Genomic DNA, 14,185 nt, shown 5'->3' with positions numbered 1-14,185 from the left:
GGTAGGCGGGGACTCCCCTTTTTCAGCATAGACCTACTGTCTTTGGCGAAAAGCAATTATTCAAATATTTTCTAAATCAGATTGATCAATTTTTATTCCCACACCCATCGTCGAACTCAGGACAACTCTTTTTATGAACTGCCCTTTTACACCCGCTGGTCTCAAGGCAATGATCTGTCTGTATGCACTCAGCAGATTTTCTCTGAGTTTTTCTCCGTCAAAAGAACACTTTCCCACCGGTATATGTATACAACCTGTCTTGTCATTGCGAACTTCAATTCTTCCCATTTTAAACGCTTTAACTGCTGTCTCAACATCCTCTGTAACTGTACCAGATTTCGGTGATGGCATTAAACCACGGGGACCTAAGATTTTACCCAACTTTCCTATCGATCTCATCATATCAGGCGTAGCTATCGCAACATCAAAATCGGTGAAATTCTCGTTAGTTATTTTTTCTACCAGTTCATCTCCTCCAACATAATCTGCGCCTGCATTTTTCGCAGCTTCAGCCTTGTCTCCTTTTGCAAAGACCAGCACTCTAACTCTCTTACCTGTCCCATGTGGAAGAGTAACAGTGCTACGAACTTGTTGTTCTGGTCTCTTGGTATCTATATTCGTGGACAGGTGCAGTTCAACAGTTTCATCAAATTTTGCCGTAGCAGTTTGTTTAACCAGCTCTATGGCATCATCAACACTATAAAAACGGGTTCGATCAACTTTTTGCCTTATTTCCTGATACCTTCTGGAGTGTCTCGGCACACGCCTCCTCCTCTCACAAATCAATCTACAATTTCAATACCCATACTTTTAGCTGTTCCTTCAACTATCTTGACAGCAGCTTCAAGATCATTAGCAGTTATATCCGGCATCTTTATTTTCGCAATTTCCTCTAATTGCTTTCGGGTAACCTTGCCAACATTTTTCCTTTTGGGTTCACCTGATCCTTTTTCAAGCCCTGCCGCCCTTTTCAGCAAAAACGAAGCCGGCGGTGTTTTAACAACAAAGCTGAATGATCTGTCTTCATAAACCGTTATAATCACAGGAAGAATCATCCCTGCTTTATCAGCAGTTTCTGCATTGAATCTCTTACAGAATTCCATTATGTTTACTCCTCGTTGGCCAAGCGCTGGTCCAACAGGAGGAGCTGGTGTCGCTTTACCAGCAGGAAGCTGTAATTTAACCTCTGCGACTACTTTTTTAGCCATCGAAGTTTTCCCTCCTTATGGTGGTTTGGGAATATTCCCTCCCACTTCACTGGATCCTTTCAACTTCCGATATCTTTACCGTGACCGGTGTTTCACGGCCGAAAATAGTTACTGCCACTCTTAGCTCTTGTTTCTCAGCATCTATCTCTTTTACTACACCTGCAAAATCTTCAAACGGTCCTGATGTTATTTTGACAACATCACCAATGTGAAAGTCCAGTTCCACTTTGATCGGTTTCATTTTCTCCTCATAAGTTTCCAAACCTGCAAGCCTCAGAATCACCCGAGCTTCACGAGGTTTCATTTCTAAGGGTTGTCCTCCAGAAGAAACAAAATCTATTATGCTTGGAACATTTCGCGCAAATTGCCAGGTCTCATCATTCATCATCATTTCTACAAAAACATATCCAGGAAACAGTCTTCTCTTATGAGTCTTTGCGATTCTGATTTCCTTCCTTGTTCCGAGATCCACTATTTCCACACGCCCACCAGACGTCGCGTAGATTTTTCTTCCATCGGCGAGAAGCTCGCCATTCTTTGCTTGCTTTCCCTTAAAAACCTTCTGTGAGTCGTAGACATCTAAGGGTATATGGTAGATGTCTATTTCACCATCTTCCCTCTGAATCTCAACACGCTTAACCCTCTCGTTTTCAACTATTTTTCCATCCAGTTCGCAGATATGTTCAAAATCCTTCGTCAATGGCATTCCCTGTTTTATGCGAGCACCAATTTTAATACCCGTTTCGAGTTTTGACCCTTCTGGCAAAAAGTATGTTTTCGAGTATTTTCTGTCTATCGTTTCAACAGTTACTTTTCTGTAATTTTTAACATTCACCACCACACCACTGTGTCGAGCATGGATGGGGGGTTCCTCAGCCAGTAAATCTCCTCTCTCAACGTCGGCACCACTTTTAACAACCAGCTTGGCATTAAGAGAAACCGCGAAACGCTTTATAGATTTTGATGTAGCATCCAGAATCGTTTCTTCAGGAACCAGTATTCTGCCGAAATATCTTTCAAATCCTGTGGATCTTATTTTCGCTTCCAAGTTTTCCTTCGCCGTTTGCTCAAATCCGGCCATCGTTCTAAGGATGAACCACTTTTTTTTCACAAAAATCACCCTATGCCAATTGCTTTCAAAAACGTTCTAATTGCTCCAGAGAAGACCATGTCCAGCACAAAAAAATAAACCCCCATTACTACCAGTATTAAAACAACAACAGAAGTGGAGGTCAGAAGCTCATTTCTACTTGGCCAGTGGGTTTTTTTTGCTTCAGCAGCAACCTCCCGAAAGAATTTTTTTATTTTTTCCACAGATATCCCTCCATGGTACAAAAAAATTTGGCAGGGCCGGCAGGACTCGAACCTGCAACCCCCGATTTTGGAGACCGGTGCTCTACCAATTGAGCTACGGCCCTACATCGATCACAACTTAGTTTCGCTATGAACAGTATGTTTGTTGCACTTTGGGCAATATCTTCTGAAACTCAGCTTTTCCTTGGCAGTTTTGTTTTTGTCCGTATAATAGTTCTTTTTCCCGCACTCAGAACACTTAAGTGATATTTTCACTCTCATTTTCCACACCTCTTAAGATAAAAGTGGTGGTGAGGGGAGGATTTGAACCTCCGAAGGCGTTCCGCCAGCGGATTTACAGTCCGCCCCCTTTGGCCGCTCGGGCACCTCACCACCCATCTGTGGAGCCAGCGAAGGGACTCGAACCCCCAACCTGCTGATTACAAATCAGCCGCTCTGCCGGTTGAGCTACGCTGGCACCGTGCCTTTGATATTATATGCTTACAATATTCATATGTCAAGCAGTCGCAATTCTGAAGATACAATATTTTTGTCTAACAGAGATTAAGTGTTTGTATCGTATTGGAAAAATTATCTGATAATATCTCCAAGTTCCTCTATGGCAAAATCCAATTTTTGCCTTCTCAATGTTTCGGGTGTCGGGACACCATTTGAATCCCAGCCTCGAAGTTTGTAATATTCGCTCAGCAGTAGATCGTATTTATCCCTTTCAAGTTTCATACCATTTATATCGTTTTCAAACCAACGCTGTGGTGGATAATCCATGTGCCTGTTCCATTTGCCTCTATATTCCCTGATCCAGTAACATCTTATGAGTGAATATACCCGGTCGGCTGCTTCATAAAGTCTATCCAGTGTATATTGTTCTCCGGTTATTGCGCTGAGGATTTTTGCATACCACTCCAGATCAACACCAAGTTCGACCCATGGTAAACGACAAGCTGTGAGCATTTCAAAAAGTCCACCTCTTATTCGTTGCTGCTCAACAACTTTTCTTGCTTTCTCCGGCGTATAAGTCATAACATATTCGCTTGTTGTGGCTTCTTCAAGAGGTGTTGATCCTATTTCCCAGGCTATGACCCACGCTTCTTTATGATGAGCTCCAATGGCGCTCGTTCCATAAGCAAGAGCCATTGCGGGATATATATAGCAATTATAAGCAGAGACCTCTAAGCCCTTTACATGCATTGCTAAATGCTGGAGATTTAGCTTTTCCGAAGCTTCTTTAACGCCATCTGCCAGAATATTTGCCAGTTCCCCATCTCTGTAAGCTATCTTTCTGACCAATTCTATAGTGTTATCATAATCTCCAAATTTTGGCGCGCCTTTCACATACCCCTTTTCCGAAGCTTCCATGATAAATCCCATCACTGCTCCCAGCGAAATAGTGTCAATGCCATATTCATCCGCCAACCTGTTTAAAACAGCAACCTTGTTCAAAAAAGGCATGCCCATATTTGGGCCAAGCATTCCAACATTCTCATAATCCAGTTCACTTTCTTTTCCTTCCATATCAAGTACGACGTTACCACAAATCATATTGCAATTTGGACATCCTCTTTTAGTAACTTTCATCGCTTCCATTGAATAACCATCAACAGTTCTGGCATATTCGAATTTCACCTGCCCAAAATTTCTAACTGGAAGGGCTTTATTTTTGTTTGCCCACTCAAGAGTGGCCAGTGTTCCCTGACGCATCCAAAAATCGTAAGCGGGAAGAGTGGGAATCATTTTGTATACATCTGTTGTGTACTTCTTGAAAGCCTCTACATCTCTTACCTGGACATCTCCCGTCCCTCTTATAACAACCGCCTTCAATTTTTTGCTTCCCATGACTGCCCCTATACCCGGTCTTCCCCCGGCTCTTCCATCCTGAGAAATAATGACAGCATATTTCACCAAGTTTTCTCCAGCTGGTCCTATGCTCAACACTCCTACGTTGTTTCCATGAACATCTTTCAATTTTCGCTCTGTTTCAAATGTACTCAATCCCCATAACCCTTCTGCGCTTAATATACTCACATTTTCATTATCAATATAAATGTATACTGGTTTCTCACTTGCACCTTCAACAACTAAAGCCATATAACCAGCCTTCCTCAAATGTACCGAAGCCATGGTACCTATATTTCCATCACCGTAGCCTCCTGTCAGGGGACTTTTAGCAGCCACGACGAGTTTTCCCCCACTGGGAGTTCTCAAGCCATTGTAAGGTCCTGCAGCGATAATGAGTTTGTTGCTTTCAGATAATGGATCAACGTGCTTTACTTCATCCCACAAAATCTTTGCAGCTATACCTCTCCCGCCGATGAAATTTTCAAGGTCCATTTTGTTCAACCTTTCAGCAACTACTTTTTTGGTTGACAGATTTACTCTTAAAATCATGTTATACCTCCTTTGACAATTTGCTTACAGCAATGAGTATAGCAAAACGGCAACCCAAATTCGTTAAGATGCACATGACAAAAACTCTGTGCTAAAACAAGAATAATCAGGGATTGTCATCTATATGATATCGTTTTATTATATTTTTTCAGGGTATAATGAATTTATGAATCGGAGGTGCTCGAAGTGTATCTTCAAGATATCATAAAAAAACTTAACGATTACTGGTCAGGTTTTGGGTGCCTGATTGATCAGCCATATGATATGGAAGTTGGAGCTGGAACATTTCACCCGTCAACATTTTTTGGATGCCTTAAACATAGTGAATGGAGTGTAGCCTTTGTTCAGCCAAGCCGTCGACCTACCGACGGAAGATATGGTGAAAATCCCAACAGATTGCAAAGATATTTTCAATATCAGGTGATAGTCAAACCTTCTCCGGACAACTGCCAGGAAATCTATCTCAAATCCTTGGAGAGTTTAAACATAAATCTTAAAGAACATGACGTTCGATTTGTTGAGGATAACTGGGAATCTCCAACCCTTGGGGCATGGGGAGTTGGCTGGGAAGTCTGGCTAGATGGTATGGAAATTACCCAATTCACCTACTTCCAACAAATAGGCGGTATCAGTTTAAAATCCATTCCACTTGAAATAACCTACGGAATAGAAAGAATAGCAATGTATCTGCAGAATAAAAATAGTATCTTCGATGTTATGTGGAATGACAAAATTTCATATGGACAATTATATCTGGAAAACGAAAAGCAATTTTCAAAGTATAATTTTGATCAGTCATCACCACAGAAGCTTTTTCAATTGTATGATATTTACCAATCCGAGTTTGAAAATCAAATAGAAAATGGCAATTACTTAGTTGCATACGATTACATGATCAAATGTTCGCACACTTTCAATTTATTGGACGCAAGGAACGCGATAAGTGTTTCTCAGAGACAGGAATACATAAGATCTATAAGATCTATGGCAAAACGATGCGCAGAAACTTTTCAGGGAGGTTCGTCAAAGTGACAAATACAGCTCTATTAGAAATAGGTATTGAGGAATTACCGGCAAGTGAAATGAGTCAGATACAGCAGCAATTACAGTTACTAACAGAAAAACTCTTTACAGAGAAAAGGCTTGCGTTTCGAACCGTTTTGTCCGTGGTGACTAATCGACGGATGGCAGTATTAGTGAAAGAAATTGCTGAGAGGCAGGAAGATTCTATCCTTGAAAAAAGAGGACCATCGAAAAGCACAGCTTTCTTGGATGGAAAACCCACAAAAGCTTTAATTGGTTTTTTGTCTGCGAATGAAGCGAGTGAAGAAGATATCTACTTAAAAGATGAATATGTGTACATTAGGAAAAAAGTACCTGGCAGAAAAGCATCAGAGGTTCTGCCTGAAATCTTTACTGAAGTTATCCAGAGTTTGAAATTCACCAAATCTATGAGATGGGGGAACGGAAAATATCTATTTGTGCGGCCCGTAAAATGGGTAGTTCTTATGCTAAATAATCAAATACTCCCTTTTCAGATTTTTGGAAAGAATTCTTCCAATAAAACTCAAGGACACCCGAATCTGCAAAAAGTCATCACTGTAGAAAATTGTGCTGATTATATCGATCTTCTTAAGAATCATTATGTACTTGTTAATCAAGAAGAGAGAATTGAGAAAATCAAAGCAGAACTGGCAAAGATTGAGAAAGAACATTTTCTCACGTGCGATAGAGACAAAGAGTTAATCAAGAAAATATCGAATCTTCTGGAGTGGCCAACAGCAATCGTTGGAAAATTCAAAGAGGAATATTTAAATCTACCTGAGGAGCTCATCACTGTCACGGTGAAGCATCATCTCAGTGCATTCACTACATTTGAAAATCAAAAAATAACGCCATATTTTGTGGCTTTTATTGACAATCCTTTTGGAAATATCGAAAAGATAACTATCGGATACAGCAACGTAGTAAACGCAAGACTTGAAGATGCAAGATATTACTTTGAAATAGACAAAAGATACAATCTTGAGGATTTCAATGAAAGATTAAAGGGAATGGTGTTTCAAAAAGAACTTGGTACTTTGTTTGACAAAGTTCTGAGAATAAAGAAACTTTCTCTATACATGGCTGAGAAATTAGGACTTTCCCAAATGGCTGAGAAAATCGGCAGAGCAGCAATCTTGAGTAAGGCTGATATAGCCAGCCATGTTGTGTATGAATTTCCAGAACTTCAGGGAACTATCGGAAAACTCTATGCATTGATGAATGAAGAAGATGCGGAAGTGGCGGAAGCTATAGAAGAACAATATTTTGATGAACCAAAAACAATTACTGGATCTATCATAGCTATTGCCGATAGAATAGACACCATAATTGGTAACCTTGCAGTTGGAAATATTCCATCTGGATCCCGGGATCCTTTTGGTTTGAGAAATAAATCAGATGTTATTTTCAAAACGATCGTGAACAGGAAATGGGACTTGGATCTCGAAGAATTGATAAGAGAGACACTTAAGCTTTTAAGCATAACATGCAAATGGGAAATTATAAGTGATTTCATGTCTAACAGATATTATGCGTTTTTGAGTGGCGAAGGATTCAACTATGATTTATCCAGAGCAGTGAATCATCTCTGGTCAAAACCACTGAGAGGATTTCTCTCGGCGAGGGCTCTGGCAGAAATGGTAAAAAACAACAGCTTCAACGAATTATGCGTAGGCTTTGAAAGAGTGCACAACATTACGAAAAATTTCAATGATACAAAATTCGACGGGGCTCTTTTTGAAGAAAATGCTGAAATAGAGTTGTTAAATCGGTTTATCGAAGTCAAATCGACGGTAGTTAGTAGCCTAAAAGAACTCGATTATGAAAGGGGTGTAAGTTCACTTATAACACTTAAACCTTTCATTGATAAGTATTTTGACGATGTTTTTGTTATGGTAAATCGTGAAGATATAAGAAAAAACAGGCTTGCTTTCCTGAAAAACATAGATGAACTTTTCATGATGATCGGCGATCTGACGCAGCTGATTAAAAGAGAATAAGGGCGCTGTTCGCCCTTATTCTACATCAATTTGAAAAAGATCCATAATTTGAAGATTCTCTTGTAATTATTATATCGTGCGGGTGACTTTCTTTGACTCCTGCGGTTGTTATTTTCACAAACCGGGCTTTTTCCTGCAATTCTCTCAAATCTTTTGCTCCTACATATCCCATACCTGCCCTGAGACCACCAACAAGCTGATGAACCACATCTTTAATTGTGCCCTTGTAAGGTACCATACCTTCAACGCCTTCAGGAACAAATTTGAAATTTTCACTTTGGAAATATCTGTCCGCACTTCCTCTTCTCATAGCCGACTCACTGCCCATACCCCTGTAAGCTTTATATTTTCTTCCCTGATAGAGAATAGCCTCACCCGGAGCCTCTTCAGTGCCAGCAAAGATGCTTCCAATCATAACTGAATCTGCTCCTGCAGCCAGGGCTTTGACTATATCTCCCGAGTACCTGATGCCGCCGTCAGCTATCAAAGTAATTTCATGATTTTTGCATACTTTTGAACAGCTCATTATGGCTGTTAGCTGAGGAACTCCTATCCCGGCTACAACACGGGTTGTACATATAGAACCAGGCCCTATACCAACTTTTATGCAGTTTGCCCCTGCTTCTATAAGTGCGAGAGCTCCTTCTGAAGTTGCAACGTTTCCAGCAACTATCAATAATTCTGGAAAATCAGATCTAATCATTTTGACCACATCTATAACCTTCTTAGAGTGTCCATGCGCGGTATCGACAACAACAAAATCCACCTGAGCGTCCTTCAATGCTTGTACTCTCTCTAAAGTATCATTGCCTGTTCCCACAGCTGCACCGACTATTAATCTTCCCTTGCTGTCACGCGCAGCAAACGGGTGTTCGACGACACTCATTATGTCTTTAATAGTAATTAAACCAGCGAGATGATTGTCAGAATCAACCAAGGGCAATTTTTCTACTTTATGCGTATGCAATATACCCTTAGCCTCATCCAGGCTTATAGAAGGATCGGCCACAATGAGCTGTGTTCGTGGCGTCATAAGCTCTCTAACTTTCCTTGAATAATTCTTCTCAAATCTAATATCTCTGTTCGTAATCAATCCCATCAATTTTCCTTCTTCATCAACTACCGGCAGTCCTCCTATTTTATAAGTAGACATAAGCATCAATGCATCGTGAATTGTATCCTCCGGATGGATAGTCACCGGATCATAGATAACCCCATTTTCAGTTCTCTTTACCACCAAGACCTGGTGCGCCTGTTCTTCAATTGACATATTTTTATGTATAACACCTACACCACCTTCTCGTGCAAGAGCCTTAGCAAGTTCTGCCTCTGTTACAGTATCCATCGCTGCACTCACTAAAGGAATGCTTAAATAAATGTCTCCTACCAATTTTGTTTTCACATCTGTCTGAGAGGGAAGTACCTCGCTATAACCCGGGATCAAAAGAACATCGTCAAAAGTTATGCCTTCTTCAAAAATCAAGATTCCACCTCCTAAAAAGCTTCATTTTGATGTAAGATGTTTGCTGAGATTATATCATCAAGGAGGTTAAAGCATGCAGGCACTTTTTATAAAGATAAGTGGTCGTGTCCATGGAGTTGGTTTCAGATATTTTACATATAAATTAGCAAATAAAATGAAAATTAAAGGATATGTTAGAAACGCGGAAGATGGATCAGTAGAGATTCACGCTGAAGCACCCGAAGAAATCCTCGTAGAGTTTCTCAAGGCAGTGTCCATCGGACCACCGATGGCTACCGTAATTAGTGTAAAATACGAAAGAGTGGCCGGACAAAATTTCACATCATTTGACATTGTGCCGTGAGAGGAGGATTGTTCAATAATGTTAATATCTTTTGAGGGAATCGATGGAAGTGGAAAAGGAACGCAATTGAGACTTTTTTTGTCTTACCTTAAAAATAAGAATTTACCTTATATACATGTCAGAGAACCAGGAGGGACCGAGTTAGGTGAGATTTTGCGGGAAATAGTGCTCAAAGGTCAATTTCAAATTTATCCAAAAGCTGAACTATTGCTTTTTTTGGCCAGCAGGGCTCAATTAGTTTCACAGATAATATTGCCAGCTTTGAAGGAAAACAAAGTAGTTGTAGCGGATCGTTTTATTGACTCGAGCGTTGTTTATCAAGGTGTCGGAAGAGAACTGGGGCCAGAGCTCGTTGAGAAACTCAATGACTTTGCAACAGATGGTTTAAAACCCGACCTGACTTTTTATATAGATGTACCAGTGGAAACAGCTCTCAAGAGAAAAAGAATTTTTGATAGAATTGAATCTGAAGGAATTGAGTTTTTGAAAAAAGTCAGAAAGGCATATCTGGAACTGGCAAGAAAGGAAAAAAGGATTTTCTTGATGAACGGCGAAAAAGCTATTGAAGAAATACACTCAGAAATCATACTAATTTTTGAGCAACTCTACTGGGGGATCATCAGGTGATTAGGTTAATACTAACAGAAGTGAACAGAGTTTTCAAAAATAAGTTATCCTTTCTAATAATGTTTCTTGTTCCAATAGTTGTCGTTTTTCTCACGTTGATCATGTTTAATAGTTTCAGCGTTTTGAACACTAAAATAGGTATCCTCAATCTTGATGATGATCCACTGTCTCGTTTCACCGTTGGCACAGTTATGTCACTCTTTAGAGGGGGAACCATATCTTACGTTGGACCTAATTATCAAAGTAAGCTGCTTTCAGGTGAATACAGTGCCATAGTGATAATTCCGAAGGATTTCTCTAAGAATCTTTATGCTGCCAAACAAACAACTCTGAGCTTCATACCAAGTCCTGTAGATCTTCAGGTATCAACGATTGTCTATCGACTGTTTAATTCCATGTTTGAAGATCTTCAGGGAAGCCCTTTTTTTGATCCTCAGGTTATGAAATATTTGTTCACATCTCCCGGATACCCGGCACCAAAATTAATCCTGCCAGAAAAGGAAAAGCTCATGAGTTTTGAATCACTGTTAACACCTATTGCAATTTTTCTATCAGCAGCTTTTGTCATAATAGCTATTTCGTGTAGCTCAACTACCCTGGATCGCCAGATTAAACTAACAGATATGTATATGACATATAATCTGTCAGGTTTTCTCTATATTGCAGCAAAGGTTATCGCATATAGTCTGATAGGAATGGTCGAATCAGCTATAGCCTGCTTGATATTTGTTTCAATAGGTGTATACCTTCCTGTTGGATTACTTATCTTCTTAACTTTTATGAATTCCTTTTTTCACGCCAGCTTCGGTGTAATGCTATCGTGTATTACTGATAATCTTCAGATCGCAAGCTTACTTGGAGTGGGGACAATCATTGTTTCTTTCTTTTTAAGTGGCATGGTTGTACCGATAAGTTCTATGCCAGAGATTGTGCAAACTATTTCGAAGTATTCTCCTTTATTTTCAGTAAATTATGTCTTGAGAAAATCGCAAATATACGATGTAGTTTCAGCATCCGAATTAATCAAAGTTGCCCTTATAGCTGTAATTACTTTTGCCTTAGTATTATTAACCGGAGCATTTAATTTCAAAAGAAGGTGAGAAACAATGCTTAAATTCCTTATAATTTCGGATACCCACGGCTCGGTCAAAAGCTGGGAAGTCATCGAGAGATTATCGGGTTCGGTGAATAAATATTATCACCTTGGTGACGTTCTCTATCACGGACCAAGAAACCCTATCCCAGAAGGCTACAGTCCATCAAAACTTGCTCAAATTCTAAAAGATAAAAATATTATTTATGTTCGAGGCAACTGTGATGCAGATGTAGATCTTTCAGTTCTACACAATGAAGATATGCCGAAATTCATGATATTAACATTCGGTCATTATAAGGCTGTGCTTTTACATGGTGAAAATCTTCACTCTGATGAAGATATGATAGAACTTCTAAATGCGCACAATGCGGACATACTCTTTTACGGTCACACGCACATTCCAAGACTCGAAAAAATCCAGTCAAAGATTCTCTTTAATCCTGGTAGCCCATCTCTTCCAAAAAGCAATTGCCCGCCAACTTACGGTGTTGTGGAATTTTCGAATAAATTATATCTGGGTATTTATACTCTCTCTGGTGATTTATACATGGAGATGAGTTTATGAGAGATCTATCGAAAATTTTTGAGGATCTTAATCCTCGCATTCAACGCATCAACGATGAGGGCTTAATGATACCACCGGATATAAACTACCAAAATCAGTTCACATTACTTGAAGATGACTCAATTGATTCTGGAAGATTCTTGGACGATATTATATTCGTAGACAGCCGCAGGCGCACTTTTGAATCTATAACCGTCTCCGGCTATGTGACTCTTCTATGTCAGATAATAACTGGTTCTGTGCGCTTCAAGAAAGGGGAATGTTTTCCTCTCTTTTCACCTGACGATGGGCCAAAGTCGAAGTTAGTGCTTGGTATTCCAAAAGATTTTGCCAATATAGCAAATCTGAAAGATGGAGAAGAATTGAATATCGGTAAACTCAACTGCATAACCTGTGTTGGAGAAGACGCAAAGTCGGCTATAGAAATTTACATGCAGCATGCGGAACAATTAGAAGTGGAAAATCAAATATCAGAATGCCTTACCATAAAGGATGGGAGCATCGATTTTGCTACGCCCGCATTTAAAAAAAATCGTGGGCCTATTGGTTTGGTTAAAAATGTCCAGAAGGCTTTTGTGAATTTTGAAACTTTCAATGCATATGCATTTATGAAGAGTGGGGAAAGATCGAAAAGTATAATAGCAGAGCTCGGGCATGATAGGAATTTATTGAGAATTATGTCATATTTGAAATTGATCAACAAACCAGGCCTGAGAGGGCTTGTAAGAATAGAAACAATTATTGATAAAAGCGAATTCAACCAGACCAAAGAGAGTATTTTCAGCACATTTAATTCTCTTGCCAGAACCTTACCACTTCTAACTGATCAATCCTCCATTATACCGAGAACACCCGAAGATGTCCTACCGGTAATCTTTCTCGAAAAATATTTAGATAGATATTTTTATGATCCTGTGTATGTTCATTGCGCAGTATTAGAATCATTTGGAGAAAAGGTGGGATAAACATGAAAGGGTTCAGCACAAAAGCTATCCACATCGGGGAGATTCATCTTCTCGATTCAGTAACCACACCGATTTTTCAAACATCGAATTTTCTCATGAGTGCTGAAAAATATGAGTCTAACGATAGAAATAGTTACATCTATTCAAGAATGTCCAATCCGACTGTAAGAATGCTGGAGAAAAAATTGGCGGCACTTTGCAACGGAGAGGACGGTGTACTTCTATCTTCTGGAATGGCAGCAATAAGTTGCTCTCTCTTATCTGTTTTATCTGAAAACGACAGGGTGATTTTCTCGGCGGAACTTTACGGTGGCACATATGCCATGATCAGAGAAATTTTATCAAAATTCTGTATAAAATGCGAATTTACACCTGTAGATGAGTTGAACCACAGAGATTTTAGTGATGCGAAGGTTGTTTTTGTTGAGTCATTAACAAATCCATTGCTAAAACTTGCTGATATAGATTCATTGGCAAAAAAAGCACATGAGCAAGGTGCATTACTTTATGTAGATAATACCTTTATGTCTCCTTACAACTTTAGACCGCTCAAATTTGGAGCCGACGTTGAAATCCATAGTCTAACAAAATATGTTGGAGGTCATTCGGATATCATACTCGGTTTTGTCACTGCCAGACATCAAAAATTGATTGAAAAAATCTGGAGACAAATGTATACCTTCGGTGCCAATCCAAATCCATTTGAAGCTTTTCTAACGGCTCGGTCGGTGAAGACACTCTCATTAAGAATGACGCAGCATAACAAAAATGCTGAAATTATCGTAGATTTTCTCTTAAAACACCCGAAAATAAAAGAAGTAAGATATCCCTCATTGCAACAAAATATCCCTGAATGTTACAAAGATTGTCCTGGTTTTGGAGGAGTCATTTATATTGATTTAGAAACAACCGACAACGCTTTGAGATTCGCCAGCAATTTGAAGCTCTTTCGCCAGGCCACGTCACTTGCAGGTGTAGAATCTCTTGTAACTATTCCATGTCTAACATCACACTCAGCATTGAACGATGAGGAACTGCAAAAAGCTCACATATCTAAGGGAGGAGTCAGATTATCCGTAGGGATTGAAGATGTTCAAGATCTTCTCGAAGATCTTTCCCAGGCACTGAATAAAATATAAAAGGCGCCTTAAGGCG

General features: G+C 39.6%; 15 protein-coding genes, 3 tRNA genes and 1 other annotated feature (1 of these 19 running past the window's edge). Of the genes, 8 read left to right on the top strand and 10 right to left on the bottom strand.

Annotated elements, in window-relative coordinates:
- Positions 1-64: a sequence feature (ribosomal protein L10 leader region), on the bottom strand; it reaches 75 nt to the left of the window's first position.
- The 9 genes from rplA to TEL01S_RS02305 form a co-directional block, all read right to left on the bottom strand.
- Complete coding sequence (gene rplA / locus TEL01S_RS02340; RefSeq protein ID WP_012002522.1) at positions 61-762, bottom strand: 50S ribosomal protein L1; 702 nt, start codon at positions 760-762, stop codon at positions 61-63. Its footprint overlaps the feature before it by 4 nt.
- A gap of 20 nt (positions 763-782) precedes the next feature.
- The gene (rplK, locus tag TEL01S_RS02335) at positions 783-1,208 is read right to left on the bottom strand and encodes a 50S ribosomal protein L11 (RefSeq protein WP_012002521.1); all 426 of its coding nucleotides are present in this window, start codon (positions 1,206-1,208) and stop codon (positions 783-785) included.
- 46 nt (positions 1,209-1,254) lie between these two features.
- Complete coding sequence (gene nusG, locus TEL01S_RS02330; RefSeq protein WP_012002520.1) at positions 1,255-2,319, bottom strand: transcription termination/antitermination protein NusG; 1,065 nt, start codon at positions 2,317-2,319, stop codon at positions 1,255-1,257.
- Positions 2,320-2,324: 5 nt separating this feature from the next.
- Positions 2,325-2,522: a preprotein translocase subunit SecE gene (secE, locus tag TEL01S_RS02325; protein ID WP_012002519.1), complete on the bottom strand. Its 198-nt coding sequence runs from the start codon at positions 2,520-2,522 to the stop codon at positions 2,325-2,327.
- A gap of 28 nt (positions 2,523-2,550) precedes the next feature.
- A tRNA-Trp gene (locus tag TEL01S_RS02320) sits at positions 2,551-2,626 on the bottom strand.
- Positions 2,627-2,633: 7 nt separating this feature from the next.
- Positions 2,634-2,783, bottom strand: a complete 150-nt coding sequence (gene rpmG / locus TEL01S_RS10875) for a 50S ribosomal protein L33 (protein WP_012002518.1) — start codon at positions 2,781-2,783, stop codon at positions 2,634-2,636.
- A 24-nt stretch (positions 2,784-2,807) separates the two neighbouring features.
- A tRNA-Tyr gene (locus TEL01S_RS02315) sits at positions 2,808-2,894 on the bottom strand.
- Positions 2,895-2,903: 9 nt separating this feature from the next.
- A tRNA-Thr gene (locus TEL01S_RS02310) sits at positions 2,904-2,979 on the bottom strand.
- 113 nt (positions 2,980-3,092) lie between these two features.
- The gene (locus TEL01S_RS02305; RefSeq protein ID WP_012002517.1) at positions 3,093-4,907 is read right to left on the bottom strand and encodes an aldehyde ferredoxin oxidoreductase family protein; all 1,815 of its coding nucleotides are present in this window, start codon (positions 4,905-4,907) and stop codon (positions 3,093-3,095) included.
- Between the two features lie 186 nt (positions 4,908-5,093).
- Here TEL01S_RS02305 and TEL01S_RS02300 point away from each other — a divergent pair, with 186 nt between their 5' ends.
- Entirely contained in the window at positions 5,094-5,939 is an 846-nt protein-coding gene (locus tag TEL01S_RS02300; RefSeq protein WP_012002516.1) for a glycine--tRNA ligase subunit alpha, read from the top strand.
- Positions 5,936-7,951 (top strand): glycine--tRNA ligase subunit beta, encoded by a 2,016-nt coding sequence (gene glyS / locus TEL01S_RS02295; protein WP_012002515.1) that lies wholly within the window; start codon positions 5,936-5,938, stop codon positions 7,949-7,951. The genes TEL01S_RS02300 and glyS overlap by 4 nt, the downstream gene beginning before the upstream one ends.
- Positions 7,952-7,976: 25 nt before the next feature.
- Here the strand turns inward: glyS and guaB are convergent, their stop codons facing one another.
- A complete protein-coding gene (gene guaB / locus TEL01S_RS02290) occupies positions 7,977-9,434 on the bottom strand; it encodes an IMP dehydrogenase (RefSeq protein ID WP_012002514.1) in 1,458 nt (485 codons plus the stop codon).
- A 73-nt stretch (positions 9,435-9,507) separates the two neighbouring features.
- Between guaB and TEL01S_RS02285 the strand changes: the two genes are divergently transcribed.
- The 6 genes from TEL01S_RS02285 to TEL01S_RS02260 are packed head-to-tail and all read left to right on the top strand — an operon-like array spanning position 9,508 to position 14,169.
- A complete protein-coding gene (locus TEL01S_RS02285; RefSeq protein WP_012002513.1) occupies positions 9,508-9,777 on the top strand; it encodes an acylphosphatase in 270 nt (89 codons plus the stop codon).
- A gap of 18 nt (positions 9,778-9,795) precedes the next feature.
- Positions 9,796-10,404, top strand: a complete 609-nt coding sequence (tmk, locus tag TEL01S_RS02280; RefSeq protein ID WP_012002512.1) for a dTMP kinase — start codon at positions 9,796-9,798, stop codon at positions 10,402-10,404.
- Positions 10,401-11,504, top strand: coding sequence for an ABC transporter permease (locus TEL01S_RS02275; RefSeq protein ID WP_028843415.1), 1,104 nt, complete (start codon positions 10,401-10,403; stop codon positions 11,502-11,504). Before tmk ends, TEL01S_RS02275 begins: the two co-directional genes overlap by 4 nt.
- 6 nt (positions 11,505-11,510) lie before the next feature.
- Positions 11,511-12,065: a phosphodiesterase gene (gene yfcE / locus TEL01S_RS02270; RefSeq protein ID WP_012002510.1), complete on the top strand. Its 555-nt coding sequence runs from the start codon at positions 11,511-11,513 to the stop codon at positions 12,063-12,065.
- A complete protein-coding gene (locus tag TEL01S_RS02265) occupies positions 12,062-13,030 on the top strand; it encodes a hypothetical protein (RefSeq protein WP_012002509.1) in 969 nt (322 codons plus the stop codon). The genes yfcE and TEL01S_RS02265 overlap by 4 nt, the downstream gene beginning before the upstream one ends.
- A gap of 2 nt (positions 13,031-13,032) precedes the next feature.
- Entirely contained in the window at positions 13,033-14,169 is a 1,137-nt protein-coding gene (locus TEL01S_RS02260; RefSeq protein ID WP_038051225.1) for a trans-sulfuration enzyme family protein, read from the top strand.
- Positions 14,170-14,185 lie beyond the last annotated feature (16 nt).

This window comes from Pseudothermotoga elfii DSM 9442 = NBRC 107921 (genome assembly GCF_000504085.1).
Taxonomy (GTDB): Bacteria; Thermotogota; Thermotogae; order Thermotogales; family DSM-5069; genus Pseudothermotoga_B; species Pseudothermotoga_B elfii.
This window is presented reverse-complemented; position numbering and strand designations above follow the sequence as displayed.

Excerpts from the sequence above, each read along its gene's own strand:
- rplK (WP_012002521.1), bottom strand. The coding sequence starts at position 1,208 with ATGGCTAAAAAAGTAGTCGCAGAGGTTAAATTACAGCTTCCTGCTGGT.
- rpmG (WP_012002518.1), bottom strand. The coding sequence starts at position 2,783 with ATGAGAGTGAAAATATCACTTAAGTGTTCTGAGTGCGGGAAAAAGAAC.
- TEL01S_RS02305 (WP_012002517.1), bottom strand. The coding sequence starts at position 4,907 with ATGATTTTAAGAGTAAATCTGTCAACCAAAAAAGTAGTTGCTGAAAGG.
- TEL01S_RS02285 (WP_012002513.1), top strand. The coding sequence starts at position 9,508 with ATGCAGGCACTTTTTATAAAGATAAGTGGTCGTGTCCATGGAGTTGGT.
- tmk (WP_012002512.1), top strand. The coding sequence starts at position 9,796 with ATGTTAATATCTTTTGAGGGAATCGATGGAAGTGGAAAAGGAACGCAA.
- yfcE (WP_012002510.1), top strand. The coding sequence starts at position 11,511 with ATGCTTAAATTCCTTATAATTTCGGATACCCACGGCTCGGTCAAAAGC.
- TEL01S_RS02265 (WP_012002509.1), top strand. The coding sequence starts at position 12,062 with ATGAGAGATCTATCGAAAATTTTTGAGGATCTTAATCCTCGCATTCAA.
- TEL01S_RS02260 (WP_038051225.1), top strand. The coding sequence starts at position 13,033 with ATGAAAGGGTTCAGCACAAAAGCTATCCACATCGGGGAGATTCATCTT.